This is a genomic window from Chryseobacterium daeguense DSM 19388 (assembly GCF_000430825.1).
GTDB classification, from domain to species: domain Bacteria; phylum Bacteroidota; class Bacteroidia; order Flavobacteriales; family Weeksellaceae; genus Chryseobacterium; species Chryseobacterium daeguense.
The window spans coordinates 408,368-424,220 of record NZ_AUMT01000002.1 but is presented as its reverse complement, the minus strand read 5'-3'; the positions used below and the strand labels follow the sequence as shown (position 1 = coordinate 424,220).

The 15,853-nt window shown below is 36.1% G+C and carries 16 protein-coding genes; all 16 read left to right on the top strand.

Annotation, left to right across the window (positions count from 1 at the left end; all coding sequences use genetic code 11):
* Positions 1–112: 112 nt before the first annotated feature.
* The 16 genes from H560_RS0104455 (at position 113) to H560_RS0104380 (ending at position 15,822) form a co-directional block, all read left to right on the top strand.
* The gene (locus H560_RS0104455) at positions 113–3,766 is read left to right on the top strand and encodes an MMPL family transporter (RefSeq protein WP_027378931.1); all 3,654 of its coding nucleotides are present in this window, start codon (positions 113–115) and stop codon (positions 3,764–3,766) included.
* A gap of 42 nt (positions 3,767–3,808) precedes the next feature.
* Positions 3,809–4,723 carry a hypothetical protein gene (locus tag H560_RS0104450; protein ID WP_027378930.1) on the top strand — a complete coding sequence of 305 codons (915 nt, stop codon included), beginning with the start codon at positions 3,809–3,811 and terminating at the stop codon, positions 4,721–4,723.
* A gap of 1 nt (position 4,724) precedes the next feature.
* On the top strand, positions 4,725–5,864 hold the full coding sequence (locus tag H560_RS0104445) for a beta-ketoacyl-ACP synthase III (protein ID WP_027378929.1): 1,140 nt from the start codon (positions 4,725–4,727) through the stop codon (positions 5,862–5,864).
* Positions 5,864–6,295, top strand: a complete 432-nt coding sequence (locus H560_RS0104440; RefSeq protein WP_027378928.1) for a hypothetical protein — start codon at positions 5,864–5,866, stop codon at positions 6,293–6,295. Before H560_RS0104445 ends, H560_RS0104440 begins: the two co-directional genes overlap by 1 nt.
* Positions 6,296–6,346: 51 nt before the next feature.
* The gene (locus tag H560_RS0104435; protein ID WP_027378927.1) at positions 6,347–6,787 is read left to right on the top strand and encodes an ABC transporter permease; all 441 of its coding nucleotides are present in this window, start codon (positions 6,347–6,349) and stop codon (positions 6,785–6,787) included.
* Positions 6,788–6,792: 5 nt separating this feature from the next.
* On the top strand, positions 6,793–7,197 hold the full coding sequence (locus tag H560_RS0104430; protein WP_027378926.1) for a hypothetical protein: 405 nt from the start codon (positions 6,793–6,795) through the stop codon (positions 7,195–7,197).
* Complete coding sequence (locus tag H560_RS0104425) at positions 7,197–8,192, top strand: BtrH N-terminal domain-containing protein (RefSeq protein WP_027378925.1); 996 nt, start codon at positions 7,197–7,199, stop codon at positions 8,190–8,192. Before H560_RS0104430 ends, H560_RS0104425 begins: the two co-directional genes overlap by 1 nt.
* Complete coding sequence (locus H560_RS0104420; protein ID WP_027378924.1) at positions 8,193–8,951, top strand: ABC transporter ATP-binding protein; 759 nt, start codon at positions 8,193–8,195, stop codon at positions 8,949–8,951.
* Positions 8,938–10,203 carry an ABC transporter permease gene (locus tag H560_RS0104415; protein WP_027378923.1) on the top strand — a complete coding sequence of 422 codons (1,266 nt, stop codon included), beginning with the start codon at positions 8,938–8,940 and terminating at the stop codon, positions 10,201–10,203. The genes H560_RS0104420 and H560_RS0104415 overlap by 14 nt, the downstream gene beginning before the upstream one ends.
* On the top strand, positions 10,193–10,618 hold the full coding sequence (locus H560_RS0104410; protein ID WP_027378922.1) for an acyl-CoA thioesterase: 426 nt from the start codon (positions 10,193–10,195) through the stop codon (positions 10,616–10,618). Before H560_RS0104415 ends, H560_RS0104410 begins: the two co-directional genes overlap by 11 nt.
* Positions 10,618–11,766: a beta-ketoacyl synthase N-terminal-like domain-containing protein gene (locus H560_RS0104405; RefSeq protein WP_027378921.1), complete on the top strand. Its 1,149-nt coding sequence runs from the start codon at positions 10,618–10,620 to the stop codon at positions 11,764–11,766. Before H560_RS0104410 ends, H560_RS0104405 begins: the two co-directional genes overlap by 1 nt.
* 11 nt (positions 11,767–11,777) lie before the next feature.
* A complete protein-coding gene (locus H560_RS0104400) occupies positions 11,778–12,317 on the top strand; it encodes a 3-oxoacyl-ACP synthase (RefSeq protein ID WP_027378920.1) in 540 nt (179 codons plus the stop codon).
* 96 nt (positions 12,318–12,413) lie between these two features.
* Positions 12,414–12,671 carry a phosphopantetheine-binding protein gene (locus H560_RS0104395; RefSeq protein ID WP_027378919.1) on the top strand — a complete coding sequence of 86 codons (258 nt, stop codon included), beginning with the start codon at positions 12,414–12,416 and terminating at the stop codon, positions 12,669–12,671.
* 77 nt (positions 12,672–12,748) lie between these two features.
* Complete coding sequence (locus tag H560_RS0104390; protein WP_027378918.1) at positions 12,749–13,948, top strand: beta-ketoacyl-[acyl-carrier-protein] synthase family protein; 1,200 nt, start codon at positions 12,749–12,751, stop codon at positions 13,946–13,948.
* Positions 13,945–15,006 carry a beta-ketoacyl synthase N-terminal-like domain-containing protein gene (locus tag H560_RS0104385; protein ID WP_027378917.1) on the top strand — a complete coding sequence of 354 codons (1,062 nt, stop codon included), beginning with the start codon at positions 13,945–13,947 and terminating at the stop codon, positions 15,004–15,006. Before H560_RS0104390 ends, H560_RS0104385 begins: the two co-directional genes overlap by 4 nt.
* A gap of 69 nt (positions 15,007–15,075) precedes the next feature.
* The gene (locus H560_RS0104380) at positions 15,076–15,822 is read left to right on the top strand and encodes a polysaccharide deacetylase family protein (RefSeq protein WP_027378916.1); all 747 of its coding nucleotides are present in this window, start codon (positions 15,076–15,078) and stop codon (positions 15,820–15,822) included.
* Positions 15,823–15,853 lie beyond the last annotated feature (31 nt).

Below are 15,853 nucleotides of genomic sequence, written 5' to 3'. Positions count from 1 at the left end.
TTTTTTTCATACCACCTAAAATATTTTATTGATTTTCAGACAAAACTTATGGTAAAAACTTTTTAAACTAATAATGAAAAAATTAAATTTGCAGACTTGATTTTGTAATGCAATGCATCGCTTCTTTATAATTTTATATTATCTGATTTCTAAAAACAAGCTTCTCTCTGTATTTTTTGCAGTGGGAATTGCCGTTTTGTGCGGATTTTTTGCTTCGAAAATAAATTTTGAGGAAGATATTAATCAAATCATACCTAAAAATGAAAAGTCTGACCTTACGGCAAAGGTTCTTAAGCAGCTCAACTTTTCCGACAAAATAATTGTCATCATTGAAAATAAATCGAAAGAAAATCAATTTCAGCTTTCGGAAACGGCAGATGCATTTTTAACCAGAATAGAACCCCTTCAGAAATACATCGGATCCATACAGGGAAAAGTAAATGATAACGAAATTTCAGAAACCTTCGATTTTGTCAATCAAAACCTTCCTTTATTTTTAAATGAAAACGATTACAGAGAGATTGATAGGAAGCTGCAAAAAGACAGCATTGCAAAACAGGTGGAAAACAATTACATCTCGCTGGTTTCCCCTACCAGTCTCGTTACCAAAGAATTTATTAAAAAAGATCCGCTCGGCATTACTTTTTTAGGGATAAAAAAGCTCAACGCTTTAAACATCAGCAAGGATTTTAAGCTTGAGGACAATTATATCGTCACTAAAGACGGCAAAAATCTCCTCCTCTTCATCGATCCTAAAAACAAAAGCAATGACACCAAAAACAATGAAGTATTTGTAAACCAATTAAATGAAATAAAAGACAATATTAATAAGCAGTTCAAAGGGAAAACAGAGATCAGCTATTTCGGTTCACCTGTAATTGCCGTTGCCAATGCACAGCAGATCAAGAAAGACATCCAGAATACGGTAATGATTTCCATGACCGTGCTTTTACTTTTACTTATTTATTATTTCAGGAATTTTTTCACCCCCATTATCGTTTTTCTGCCTACCGTATTTTCCGTTTTGCTTGCCTTACTGATCTTATATTTTATTAAAGATAAAATTTCCGCCATTTCATTAAGTGTGGGCGCTATTTTGATCGGAATTACGATAGATTTCGCTTTACATATTTTAACGCATTATAAGCACAATAATAATATTGAAGAACTTTACAAGGAAATTACACAACCTATTATTTTAAGCAGCGCTACTACGGCAGTTTCGTTTCTGTGCCTTGTTTTTGTACGTTCGGAAGCATTGAAAGATCTTGGCCTTTTCGCGGCCATTACGGTTATCTTATCATCCATAACAGCGCTGATTATCGTACCTCAGCTCTACAAGCCAAAGGAAAAAGAAAAAGAAGCCAACACCAATTTTATCGACAAAATAGGGTCTTACCCTTACGAAAAAAACAAACCTTTAATTATCGGCTGCTCCATCATTATTGTTGCCTGTCTTTTCGGTTTCAGGCATGTGGGTTTTAATGAAGATATCGGAGACTTAAATTATATTCCAAAAGATTTGAAAATAAGTGAAGCCAAGCTCCAGAAGCTTTCAGACATCACTTCAAAATCAATTTATACAATCTCTTACGGAAATTCAGAGGAACAGGCCCTGGCGAGAAATTCACAATTAAGCCGGTTTCTGGAAAAAGAAAAAAAAGAAGGAAAAATCTTAAGCTATAATTCTTTAGGAAATGTAGTTTTATCCGAAAAGGACCAGCAAAAGAAAATAGATCAGTGGCAAAAATTCTGGGATGAGAATAAAAAAAGCCGGACGGTTTCTGAACTTGTTGATAATGGAAATAAATTCGGGTTCAACAGCTCTGCATTTGACCAGTTTAACGAAAATCTGAATAAAAAATACTCAACTTTAAGCTTAAAAGACTACTCAACTGTAAAAGCTCTGCAGGTTTCCGAATTTTTAAGCCAGGAAAATGGTTTCTACACGGTTTCCAATGTCGTAAAAGTGGATGACAAAAAAAGAGATGCTTTCATTAAGGATGTAGAAAAAAATCATGATGCGCTGGCCATAGACCGCCAGCAGATGAATGAAAATTTTTTAGGTTTATTAAAAAGGGATTTTAATACATTAATTAATTATTCCCTTTTGGCTATTGTTTTAACGATCATTGTTTTCTTCCGTAATTTTGAATTGACGCTTCTCACCATGTTCCCTATTGTTTTAACGGGAGTTGTGACGGCGGGAATTCTTTATTTTTTAGGATTAGAGCTTAATATTTTCAGTACCGTTGTCTGTACTTTGGTTTTTGGTGTGGGAGACGATTTCAGTATTTTTCTCACAAAAGCTATGCAGAAGGAGCATACCACAGGCAAAAATGAACTTCCCACTTATAGGATTTCCATTATTCTGGCGGTTTTCACTACAATATTGTCCATCGGCTCTTTGATTTTTGCAAAACATCCTGCTTTACATTCATTGGCTTTGGTAGCATTGATCGGGATGTTTTCCGTGATTATTATTACCTCCACATTGTACCCGTTCTGGTTTAGGCTGTTAATAACAAACAGGGCAAAAAAAGGTCTTTCACCTATCACATTAAGACTGTTTTTACATTCTGTATTATCTTTCCTGTATTACGGTTTAGGCGGATTATTTTTTTCCTTATTAATAAGTCCGCTTACAAAAAATTCTAAAGGAAGAACTTTAAACTTTATAAAATTAATTTTATCCCGATTTTTAACTTCTGTCCTTTATTCTAATCCTTTTGTAAAGAAGAAGGTCATTAAAAATACGAAGGAAGACTTCAGCAGACCGGCAGTAATTATTGCAAACCATACCTCTTTCCTTGATACGCTTGCGATTGCAATGGCCAGTCACAAGATCATTTATCTGGTGAATGACTGGGTATATCAGTCGCCGGTTTTTGGAAGAATGGTGAGAGCATTAGGATTTTATCCTGTTTCGCAGGGCATTGAAAACGGGTTAGACAAACTAAAGGAAAAAATAGACCAGGGATATTCTCTGGTAGTCTTTCCAGAGGCAGAGCGTTCTTACACCAATGATGTGAAAAGGTTTCATAAAGGTGCATTTTATCTAGCAGAGCAGTTCGGGCTGGATATTCTGCCCATTTATATCCACGGAAACTCGGAAGTGCTCCCGAAAGGAGATTTCATTATCTACGACGGCGCTATTACCGTAAAGGTAGGTGAAAGAATTAAAAATAATGATGCCAGTTTTGGGTTAAATTATTCTGAACGCACGAAAAAAATCAATGCTTATTTCCGGGAAGAATTTGCAAAACTGAGAAACGAGCTGGAAGATGAAAACTATTTTAAAAAGAAATTGTTTTTAAGCTTTTTATACAAAGATAATGAGGTAGTAAAAGAAGTGAAGGAAGATTTCAATAATAACAAATCTGTTTACTTTGAACTTAATAAACATGTTCCCAAAGATGCTGCTATTTTACATATTGCAGATGATTTCGGACAAAAGGATTTCCTGCTTACAGTACAGCAACCGGGCAGAAAAATTTTTACTTTAATTAAAAATGAGGAAAAAAGAGAAATTGCTGCCCAGAATTATTTAGTAAAAAACAGGAAAATTAATTATATAAAAGATATTTCACAAATCAATAAAAATATAAATGTGCTTATTATTTCGGATCCTGAATTTGACCTTCATGAAGTAAAAAATTTACCTGAAGTCATCATTTTTGTAAATATAAAAAATACCATATTTACAAATGATAATTACAAACCTGTATTTAGTTCAGACTCATTAAAAATTTTTAAGATTAAATAATAAATAGGAAAAGCATATTTTTGTAACCGCTAAAAGAGATTAATGAAAAAAAATATACTTGTTATATATTATTCACAGACAGGCCAGCTGGAGGATATTGTGAAGAATGTTGCCCAACCTTTTGAAGCAAAAAAGGATGAATATGATGTCACGTATTATAACATTCAGCTGAAGAAGGACTTCCCTTTTCCGTGGTCAGGCGATGTGTTTTTCAATACATTTCCTGAATCATACCTTCAGATTCCCAGCGAAATATTTCCGCCGTCAGAAGAAGTATTGAATAAAAAATATGATCTGATATTATTCGGTTACCAGGTTTGGTATCTTACACCTTCCATCCCTGTAATATCGTTTCTGAAAAGCGGCTATGCAGAAAAAATTCTGAAAGACACACCTGTGGTTACCATTTCCGGTACAAGAAACATGTGGATGCTTTCCCAGGAAAAACTGAAAGTATATCTTAGGGACCTTAAAGCAAAGCTTGTCGGTAATATCGCTTTGGTAGACCGACACGATAACTATACAAGTGTACTGACGATTCTTCGCTGGATGACCACCGGACAAAAAGGAAAATCAGGAATGCTTCCGGCGGCCGGAGTTTCGGATGCCGAGATTGCGGGAGCAGGAAAATATGGTGAAATTATAGAAAAGCATATCCGGAATAATGATTTTAGTAGTCTTCAGCCGGAGCTGGTGAAAAACGGAGCTGTGGAAATAAGACCTTTCCTGGTAAGAGTGGAAAAAGTGGGCAACAAAATCTTTACCGTATGGTCTAACCTGATCATCAGGAAAAAAGAGAAGCGCCCATTGCTGATCAAATTCTTTAAGGTATATTTGATGGCAGCGATATGGGTTATCTCACCCATTGTTTTAATATTTCATATATTATTGGCCCCAATTTTGAAAGGAAAAAGACGAAAAGAAAAAGAATATTTACAAGGAATTAATTTAAAATAGAATGTACGACGTATTTATAACAAAAGCTGCAACATATCTGCCAAACGAGCCTGTTTCCAATGATGAAATGGAAACATACCTTGGAATGGTAAATGACACTCCGTCTAAAGCAAGGTCTTTAATTTTAAGAAATAATAAAATCAAAACCAGATACTACGCATTAGATAAAAACGGAAAACCTACTCATACCAATGCGCAGATCACTGCGAAGGCGGTTGAAATGCTTTTTGACGAAAACTTCTCAAAAGAAAATATGGAGCTGCTTTCTTGCGGAACTACTTCTGCAGACCAGATCCAGCCTTCTCACGCTTCCATGGTACATGGTGAGCTGAATTTAGGCAAATCTATTGAGATCAATACTTCTACCGGGCTTTGTAATTCAGGGATGAATGCCTTCAACTATGGTTTCTTATCCGTAAAAGCCGGAGTAAAGCAAAACGCAGTTTGTGTAGGCTCAGAAAGATTTTCTGCATGGATGACCGCAGATAAATTCAATCACGAAGCAGAAAATTTAAAATTATTAGAAGAAAGACCCATTATTGCTTTCAAAAGAGAATTCCTGAGATGGATGCTTTCAGACGGAGCAGGTGCGCTTCTTTTGGAGAATAAGCCGAGAGAAAACAGCGTTTCCCTTAAAGTAGAGTTCATTGACTTCTATTCTTATGCTCACGAAATTGAAGCATGTATGTATTCAGGCTGTGAAAAACAGGAAGACGGAAGCTTAAAATCATGGGCAGATTACCCTTCAGACGAGTGGCTGAAGGAATCTATCTTCGCTTTAAAGCAGGATACAAAACTTTTAGATCAATATATTCTGGTAAAAGGTGCGGAAAGCTTAAGAGCATCATTTGATAAGCATAACCTTAATCCTGATAAAATTGATCACGTTCTGGCCCATATTTCTTCAGGATATTTCAAAGAAGGTCTTAAAGATGAGTTTGCTAAAAAAGGAATGGATTTCCCTTGGGAAAAATGGTATTACAACCTTTCTGAAGTAGGAAACATCGGTGCTGGATCTATTTTTATTGCATTGGAAGAGCTTATGAATTCCGGAAAGCTTAAAAAAGGAGAGCAGGTATTGCTTTGTGTTCCGGAAAGCGGAAGATTCGCCTATTCTTGTGCATTATTAACAGTTTGCTAATGGAGAGCCGACTGCCTGTAGATGATCAGGATTTTGTAGAAAGCTTAATTCCCCAGAGATTCCCCTTCGTAATGGTAAGCAGCATTGCGGAGTATTCTGAAAGCCAGCTCATTTCAGGATTTGAAATAAAAAATGAAAACATCTTCGTACACGACGGTATTTTTCAGGCTTCGGGTTTAATAGAGCATCAGGCACAAAGTGTGGCATTGCACACCGGTTACAAATATTATTTATTAGGAAAAGAAGCTCCTACCGGATATATTGGTGCTATCAAATCCTTTGATGCCCATTCTTTGCCGAAAGTGGGAGATATTTTGAAAACAGAAGTCACCATTCTGAGCGAAGTGATGGGAGTAACGCTGGTAGATGCAGTTACAACAATCAATGATGAGGTTATTGCAAGCTCTCAGATGAAAACTGTTGTAAGATAATTAGAAAAAACAGCCTTTTAGGCTAGTAAATACAAACAATAATATATTGTAATGGAAATCAAGGAAGAAAATATCATCAATATTCACAATTATTTGCCGCACCGCGAGCCGATGCTGATGGTTGATTTCATTTTGGAACTGACCAAGGAAAAAGTAGTGACTTCCTTCGAAATTCTTGCAGATAATATTTTTGTTCACCAAGATAAATTTGCAGAAGCGGGTTTGATCGAAAATTTAGCGCAAACCTGCTCAGCAATTTTCGGGCAAAGCTTTTTTGAAACAGAAACTGATACAAAAGTGATCGGATTCATTACAAACATTAAAAAAATAGAAGTTTTTGCCCTGCCGGAAACCGGCGATAAGATTATTTCTAAAGCTTCATTGATTTCTAAATTTGAAAACATCTGCAATATGTTTTGTGAAGCCTATCATAATGATGAGTTATTGATAAGAGCAGATATTAATTTGTTTATTCAAGAAATAAAATCCTGATACCCATGAAAAAGCAAGACCTTCCTCAAGACGAAAGCAACCTGAAATCGGCTAACATGACCGAGGTTCTGTATGTGACGGATGAAAATGATAATTATACAACAGCTAACAGCATTGGCTGGGAAGCGAAAAAAGCAGCATTGGAAGAATCCATGGAGCTGATTAATGAAAGAATTGAGGAAGCCAGACAAAACGTTGCCAACAATACAGTAAGTCCCATCGTTTATTTCATGGAACTGAATAAGATGGATTTACAGGTTCTTGCTGCCTACGTAGGCATGTGGCAATGGCGTGTAAAAAGACACGCGAAACCAAAAATTTTTAAAACACTAAGCGAATCCGTACTGAAAAAATATGCCGATGCTTTCGGAATTTCAGTGGATGAATTAAAAAACTTCACCGGAAAATAATGGAACTTAATTTTGAACACCATCAGACCGCTCACTGCGAAAACGGTGTTGCCTCCAATTTATTATTAAACAAAGGATTAAAGCTCAGCGAACCTATGATTTTCGGAATCGGTTCCGGGCTCTTTTTTGTTTATTTACCTTTCTTAAAAGTTAATTTTGCTCCGGGATTCAGCTATCGTCCGATGCCGGGCGCCATCTTTAGCAAAGCAGCGAAAAGACTCGGAATTAAGATTAAAAGAGAAAAATTCTCAAATCCTGCTGAAGCCCAGAAAGCGCTTGAGAGAAATCTTAATAACAATATCCCGACAGGCCTGCAGGTAGGTGTTTTTAACCTTACTTATTTCCCGGAAGAATATAAATTCCATTTCAATGCCCACAATCTTGTGGTGTACGGAAAAGAAAACGGCAGATTTCTTATCAGTGATCCTGTGATGGATTATGTCACTACCCTTTCCGAAGCAGAATTGGAGAAAGTGAGATACGCCAAAGGTGCGCTGCCACCAAAAGGACACATGTACTATCCTACTTTTATTCCTGATCATATTAATCTGGAAGAAGCCATCAAAAAAGGCATTAAAGACACCTGCAAAAATATGCTCGCTCCCGTTCCTCTTATTGGTGTAAAAGCCATGAGATGGGTAGCAAAAAGCATCCCGAAATGGGCAGAAAAGAAAGGAACGAAAGTGACCAACCACTATCTCGGACAGCTCATCAGAATGCAGGAAGAAATAGGAACCGGAGGTGGAGGTTTCAGATTTATCTACGGCGCTTTTTTACAGGAAGCATCTGTAGTTCTGAAAAATGACCAGTTAAAGGAGCTTTCAAAAGAAATCACGGCAATCGGTGATCTTTGGAGGGATTTTGCAGTGGATATCGCAAGAGTTTACAAAAACAGAAATTCAAAAAGTGATATTTATAACCAGCTTTCAAAATCTATGCTTCATATTGCAGATTTAGAAGAAGCTTTTTATAAAAAATTGAAAAAAGCGATCTAAATGGCCGAGAATATTATTGAAATAAAAAATTTATATAAAAAATATAAAAATGCAGAAGAGTTTTCTGTAAATGATATTTCTTTGAGCATAGAACAAAATGAAATATACGGAATTCTTGGCCCTAACGGAGCAGGAAAGACCACTCTTATTTCAATGCTTTCAGGGTTAATAAAACCTACTTCCGGGCAGTTTACCATCAATGGGCTATCACCTCAGAAACATGGATACAAACTAAGACAAATCATCGGAATTGTGCCTCAGGAATACGCTCTGTATCCTACTTTGACTGCCAGAGAAAATTTAATGTTTTTCGGGAGCCTGTACGGATTAAGCCATAAAAAATTAAGAAATGCTATTGATGAATCCCTGGAAATCATGGGATTGTCAAAATTTGCAGATAAAAAAGTGGAACAGTTTTCAGGAGGGATGAAGCGTCGCTGCAACCTCATTGCAGGAACGCTGCACAATCCAAAGGTTTTGTTTCTGGATGAACCTACCGTGGGTGTGGATGTTCAGTCTAAAAAAGCAATTATTGATCATCTTTTAGATTTAAATAAAAAAGGAACCTGTATCATTTACACCTCCCATCACCTTTCGGAAGCCGAGGAATTCTGTACAAAAATTGCCATTATCGACCACGGAAAAATCCATGCCGTAGGAACGCCTGAAGAATTGGTAAACAGGGTTTCCAATGCAGAAAACCTGGAAGATGTTTTCATTTCATTAACCGGAAAAGAATTAAGAGATGTTGTTGTATAAACTGTGGAGAAGCTTCGTAAAAGAAATCCTTTTGCTGAAAAGAGATATCGGGGGAATTGTGATCATTTTCGTGATGCCGTTATTGTTGATTGTGACGATTACCCTGATCCAGGATTCTACTTTCAAAAATCTTGAAGGCTCAAAAATCCCGATCATCTTTATTGATAATGATAAATCTGAGGTTTCAAAAAACATAAAACAGGAACTGGAAAACAGCAAAACGTTCCAGCTTCTGACAAATTATAACGAAAAATCTGCGCAGGAAGCGGTTTTCTCCGGAGAATACCAGATGGCAATTGTTATTCCTGAAAATCTAACGAAAGATTTAAATTCAAATATAGAATCAAAAGTACAGACCATTGTAAGCTCTTTTGGGCTGGAAACGGATTCTGCAGCAACCAAAAAACCTGTATCGAAAGCAAAAGAAATTCATCTTTATTTTGATCCGGCCGTCAATTCCGGCTTCAAAAGTTCTGTAATGAGCTCCGTAGATAAGATGGTTTTTGAAATCGAAAATAAAAAGATATACAAATCTTTTCAGGATCAGCTCGGAACTACCGAAAACCTGGAAGAAAATAAAAATTTAATAAGCTTCAAAGAAATCACCCCGAAAAAAGCAGACGATGTAATGCCGAATTCTGTTCAGCATAACGTTCCTGCCTGGGCTTTGTTTGCCATTTTCTTTATTGTGGTGCCTTTGTCTATTAATTTAGTTAAAGAAAAAAGCCAAGGTACAAGTGTAAGGGCCAGAATAAGCCCTACTCCGTATTTTGTACATATTTTGGGAAAAACATTTACTTACCTTATCATTTGTGTGATACAGTTTTTACTGATGGTTGCCGTGGGAATTTATCTTTTCCCTTACATGGATTTACCACAGTTTGACGTTACAGGAAAAATGTTTCCGCTTATTGTTGTCACTATTTTTGCGGGATTGGCGGCTATCGGGTTTGGGGTACTATTGGGAACCATTGCAGATACACAGGAACAATCTGCACCGTTTGGAGCCACATCCGTAGTAGTTCTTGCAGCCATTGGCGGAATTTGGGTTCCGGTATTCCTGATGCCGGATTTTATGCAGACTATTGCAAAATTTTCTCCCATGAACTGGGGGTTGAATGCTTATTACGATATCATTTTAAGAAACAGCGGAATCGGCAGCATTGCAAATAAACTTATTTTCTTATTTTTATTTTACGTTGCCATGGTGGCAATTTCACTATTTTACGAAAGAAAACAGAATGCAGTCTAAAGAAAATATACTAAGCTGTACAGAAAAAGTACGGGTAAGATTCAACGAAACAGATCCGTTGGGAATTGTCTGGCACGGGCATTATATCGTATATTTTGAGGACGGCAGAGAAGCTTTCGGGAGGCAGCATGGGTTAACGTATCTTGACATTCAGAATGCCGGATATGTAACACCAATTGTAAAGAGCACGTGCGAGCATTTTCTTCCTTTAAAATATGGTGAAACATTCAATATAGTAACCACTTTCGTGAATTCTAATTCAGCGAAATTAATTTACAGATATGAACTGTTTAATGAAGAAAATAAATTAGTCTGTTCAGGGGAAACCATTCAGGTTTTTCTGGATTCAGATAATAATTTATGCCTGTATAATCCTGAGTTTTTTCAGGCCTGGAAAGATAAGATGGGGTTATAATGAGAAAGGACATTTATATTACAGATTACAGCTGCGTTACGCCTTTAGGTTTTGACGTTTCTTCAAACTGGAATGCTCTTTTAGAAGGAAAATCCGGCGTGGCCTTACATAAAACCATAGAAAGTGAGGATGCCTTTTATGTTTCAAAAATTGATTCTGAAAAACTGGAAGAAGAGTTTGATAAATTCTTCGACTCAGCTCAGAATAATAATTCAGAATTTACAAGACTTGAAAAAATGTTTTTGTTAAGCCTGAAACCTTTGATTGAAAAACATGAGATTACAGATGAAACCGCCTTTATTTTATCTACAACAAAAGGAAATATCAGCTTACTAAAAAATCAGTCTGCTTTGCCGGAAGGGGCTTTTCTTTCGGGTTTAGCTAAAAAAATTGCTGGCTTTTTTGGATTTAAGACCAATCCTATCGTGGTTTCCAATGCCTGTGTTTCCGGGGTAATGGCCATTGCCGTTGCAAAAAATATGATTCAGGCAGGAAAATATAAAGATGCTTTTGTAATTGCCGGAGATGAGATTTCTGAATTTGTGATTTCGGGCTTTAATTCTTTCCAGGCAATAGGAGCTGAACCTTGCAAGCCTTATGATAGAACCCGCAACGGAATTAATCTTGGGGAAGCGGCAGCAGCAGTCTACATTACTTCAGAATTAAATCAAAACGAAAAATTTAGTTTTAAAGTATTAGGTGATTCTTCTGTTAACGATGCCAATCATATTTCCGGGCCTTCAAGAACGGGTGACGGTTTATTTGCCAGTATCAAAAATGCAATGTCAGAAGCCATGCTTCCTGCAGAAAAAATTGATTTTATTTCAGCACACGGAACGGCAACAATATATAACGACGAAATGGAAGCCATCGCCTTCAACAGAATGGAGTTACAAAACATTCCCTTGAACAGTATGAAGGGGTATTACGGACATTGTTTGGGGGCATCGGGCCTTTTAGAAAGTATTATTTCTATGGAAAGTGCTTTGAAAAGTACCTTACTCCCATCAAAAAACTATAAGGAGCCAGGAATTTCTCAATCCTTAAATATTATTAAGGAAAATAAACCCGCAGAAATCAAATATATTTTGAAAACAGCATCCGGTTTTGGAGGATGTAATTCGGCAATTGTTTTGGAGAAAATGTAAAAAGGAAAACAATGAAGAAAACAGACATCTGCACCATAGAAAATTCAAAAATCTGCCTCAATCATAATGTTATTTTTGAATCCCAAACTGAAAATTTTTCAGATTTCGCAAAGGAAGCTTATAAAAGTTTAGATTTAAACTATCCGAAATTTCATAAAATGGATAGCTTAAGCAAACTCGCTTTTCTGGCGTCTGAAATGATTTTAAAAAACGAAGATCACAGCAGAACGGCCATAGTTTTCGCCAATAAATCTTCAAGCTTAGACACCGATTTCAAATATCAGGAAAGTATTAATTCTCAGGAGAATTATTTCCCAAGCCCCGCGGTTTTCGTGTACACTTTACCGAATATCTGTATGGGGGAAATCAGCATTAAACATAAAATGCAGACAGAGAATGCTTTTTTTGTTCTGGATGAATTTGATGAAAAATTTTTAAATGACTATTCAGAGCAGATCTTACAGTCCGGAAAAGCTGAAAAAGTATTGTGCGGCTGGGTAGAACTATATCAGGAAAGTTATTATGCTTTCGTATATTTGCTTAGTTTGTAATAAAACAATTTTAATAATATAACAATGTAACAATAATTTGTGGTTATCCATTGGTAGATTGGTAAACTGCTGCATTGGCACATTAAAATAATTTTTATGGAAAATTTAAGAGAAGAATTAAAACACAAAATTATCGAAGTTCTTAATCTTGAGGATGTTGCGATAGATGAAATCAAAGATACGGATCCATTATTCGGAGGAGGTCTTGGGTTGGATTCTATTGACGCTCTGGAATTAATTGTTCTTCTTGACAAAGAATATGGGATAAAATTAGCCGATCCTAAAAAAGGAAAGGAAATTTTCGCATCTATCGAAACAATGGCGAAATTTATTGAAGAAAACAGAACAAAATAAATTAATATACCAATGCGTCAGTGTAACAGTCTAGCAATTGGTAAACTGTTACTGATACATTGTTACATTTCGTAAAAATGGGTCAAAAAATTGCCATAACAGGAATGGGCATCATTTCTTCCATTGGAAACAACGTGGAAGAAAATTTTATTTCGTTAAAATCCGGAAAACATGGAATTTCAGACATTCAGTTTTTTGAAACCCGCCATGCAGGAACAATAAAAACGGGCGAAGTAAAATTGTCTAATGAAGAGCTTGCAGAAAAGCTTCAGCTGAAAGAAGAAAACAATGTTACAAGAACATCTTTATTAGGTATGGTTGCAGCAAAAGAAGCCGTGGAAAGCGCAGGTATTTCCAATATGAATGAGTATAAAACAGGCCTGATTTCTTCCACCAGCGTAGGTGGAATGGATGTCACCGAAAAATACTTCTACTGCTATGAAGATTTCCCTGAAAAGCAAAAATATATAGACTCTCATGATGCCGGAAGTTCATCATTAGCCATTGCAGATTATCTGGGGCTGAAAGGTATGGTTTCTACCATCAGTACAGCCTGTTCATCAGCTGCGAATGCAATTATGATGGGTGCCAGGCTCATTAAAAACGGAGTTTTGGACCGGGTGATCGTTGGTGGTACAGATTCTCTTTCCAAGTTCACTTTGAATGGATTCAATACCCTTATGATCCTTACAGATTCTTACAATACTCCTTTCGATAACAACAGAAAAGGTCTCAACCTGGGTGAAGCTGCTGCTTTCCTCGTTTTGGAATCTGATGAGATTGTTAAAAAAGAAAATAAGAAGGTAATAGGTTACCTTTCCGGATACGGAAATGCCAATGATGCGCACCATCAGACAGCTTCTTCTGAGAATGGTCAGGGAGCGTATTTAGCCATGGAAAAAGCATTGAAAGTGTCAGGTTTAAGCAAAGAAAATATTGATTATATCAATGTTCACGGAACAGCAACCCCTAATAATGACCTCTCCGAAGGTATCGCAATGATCAGAATTTTTGGAGAAAACAATGTCCCGGAATTCAGCTCTACAAAGGCTTTTACGGGTCATACTTTGGCTGCTGCTGCAGGAATTGAAGCGGTGTACTCATTACTGGCCATCCAACATAATGTCATTTTTCCAAATCTGAATTTCAAAACAAAAATGCAAGAGTTTGATTTGACACCCGTTACTGAATTAAAAGAGAAAAATATTAATCACGTCCTTTCCAATTCCTTTGGTTTTGGCGGGAATTGTTCAACTTTAATTTTCTCAAAATCATGAGCGCAGTTTACATCAACAGTGCCGCATGCATCTCGGCTCAGGACAGTTTGAATGAAATTTTTTTTCAGCATTTAAAACCCGAAAACTCAGTTCAGGTTATCAATGCTATTGACCCAAATTACAAGGAATTTATTCCTCCCGCAATGATCAGGAGGATGTCCAAAACGGTAAAAATGAGCTCTGTAGCCTCTCAATATGCATTGAAAGAAGCAGGAATTGAAAATCCTGATGCTATTATAGTCGGCACAGGAATGGGATGTTCGCAGGATTCAGAAAAATTCCTTAAAAATGTGATTGAAAATAATGAAGAGTTTTTAACTCCTACTTTTTTCATCCAGTCCACTCACAATACTGTTGCGGGTCAAATCGCACTGGGCCTGCAATGTCATGCTTATAACTTCACTTATGTGAACACTTCTTCCTCACTGGAATTTTCTTTTTTAGATGCAAAATTGCAAATTAATGACGGTGAAGCAGAAAATGTTTTGGTGGGCTCTACAGATGAGCAGACCAACAGAACAATGGAATTGTATAAAATAAACGATACCATTAAAAAAGAAGAAAATCTTCCCGTTGATTACCTTAACTCAACAACCGATGGGGTTATCTGGGGTGAAGGTTCAAGTTTTTTTGTTGTAGGAAAAGATAAAACAGAAAATTCTTATGCTCAACTAAAAGATATCCAAATCATCAGTAGAATAAATATAGAGGAAACGCAACAATTTATTGAGGATTTTTTATCTAAAAATGATGCCGCAGCTTCAGATATCGATGCAGTAGTATTAGGTTTCAGCGGAGATGCAAAATCTGATGTTTATTATACAAAAGCAATGGATTTATTTGAAAATTCAGCTTTATTATATTTTAAGCATTTAAGCGGAGAATTCAATACCGCAAGTGGTTTTTCAACATTTATGGCTTGTCATATCCTAAAAAAACAGGAAATTCCTGAAGTGATGATGATCAATTCTGTAAAAAAAGATGAAGTAAAAAATATTTTGCTTTATAACCACTTGGGCGGAAATGATCATAGCTTGGTTTTATTGAAAAGAACTTAATTGCTCATCAATATAAAACCTAACAGGTTTTGAAAACCTGTTAGATTTAGATATTAAATAATCATATTCATGAAACATTACCCATTTATCCTATTTTATCTTTTCTGTAACGTCCTGATTTATGCGTTTCACGGAGGTTTTTGGTTATATTTCTTTTGTTTTCTTGGATTTACAGCTGTTTTAGCTTGGGGTTCATTTGATATCACGCTTGGATATTTTGTAAACAGCATTATTCATAAAAGGACGAAAATCAAAGAAGTTGCACTGACATTTGATGATGGTCCTACGGAATTTACTCCTAAATTTTTAGATATTTTAAAAGAAAATAATACAAAAGCCACATTTTTCTGCATCGGAAAACAGATTGAAAAACATCCTGAAATATTTCAGAGAATCATTGCAGAAGGCCATACTGTGGGAAATCACACCTTTTCACACTCCAATACAACAGGGTTTTTATCTGCTTCGAAAATGGTTGAAGAAATTGAAAAGTGTGATGAAACTATTCTTAAATATGGAAATATTAAAACGAATCTTTACCGTCCACCATTTGGAGTTACCAACCCGAATATTGCTAAAGCTATAAAAAGAACTCACAAAACCAGCATTGGATGGAATGTCCGTTCTTTAGACACCATTACAGATGATGAGAAAAAAATTTACCAAAAAGTTACAAAAGGGATAAAAAAAGGAAGTATCATTCTACTTCACGACACTTCGGAAAAAACGTACAATGTTTTGGTAGATTTATTGCTATTTTTGAAAGATAAAAAGTACTCAACTTTTACAATGGAAAATTTTAACCATAACCGCTAAAGTGTTTGATATTTTTGTGGTCAGATTAAAA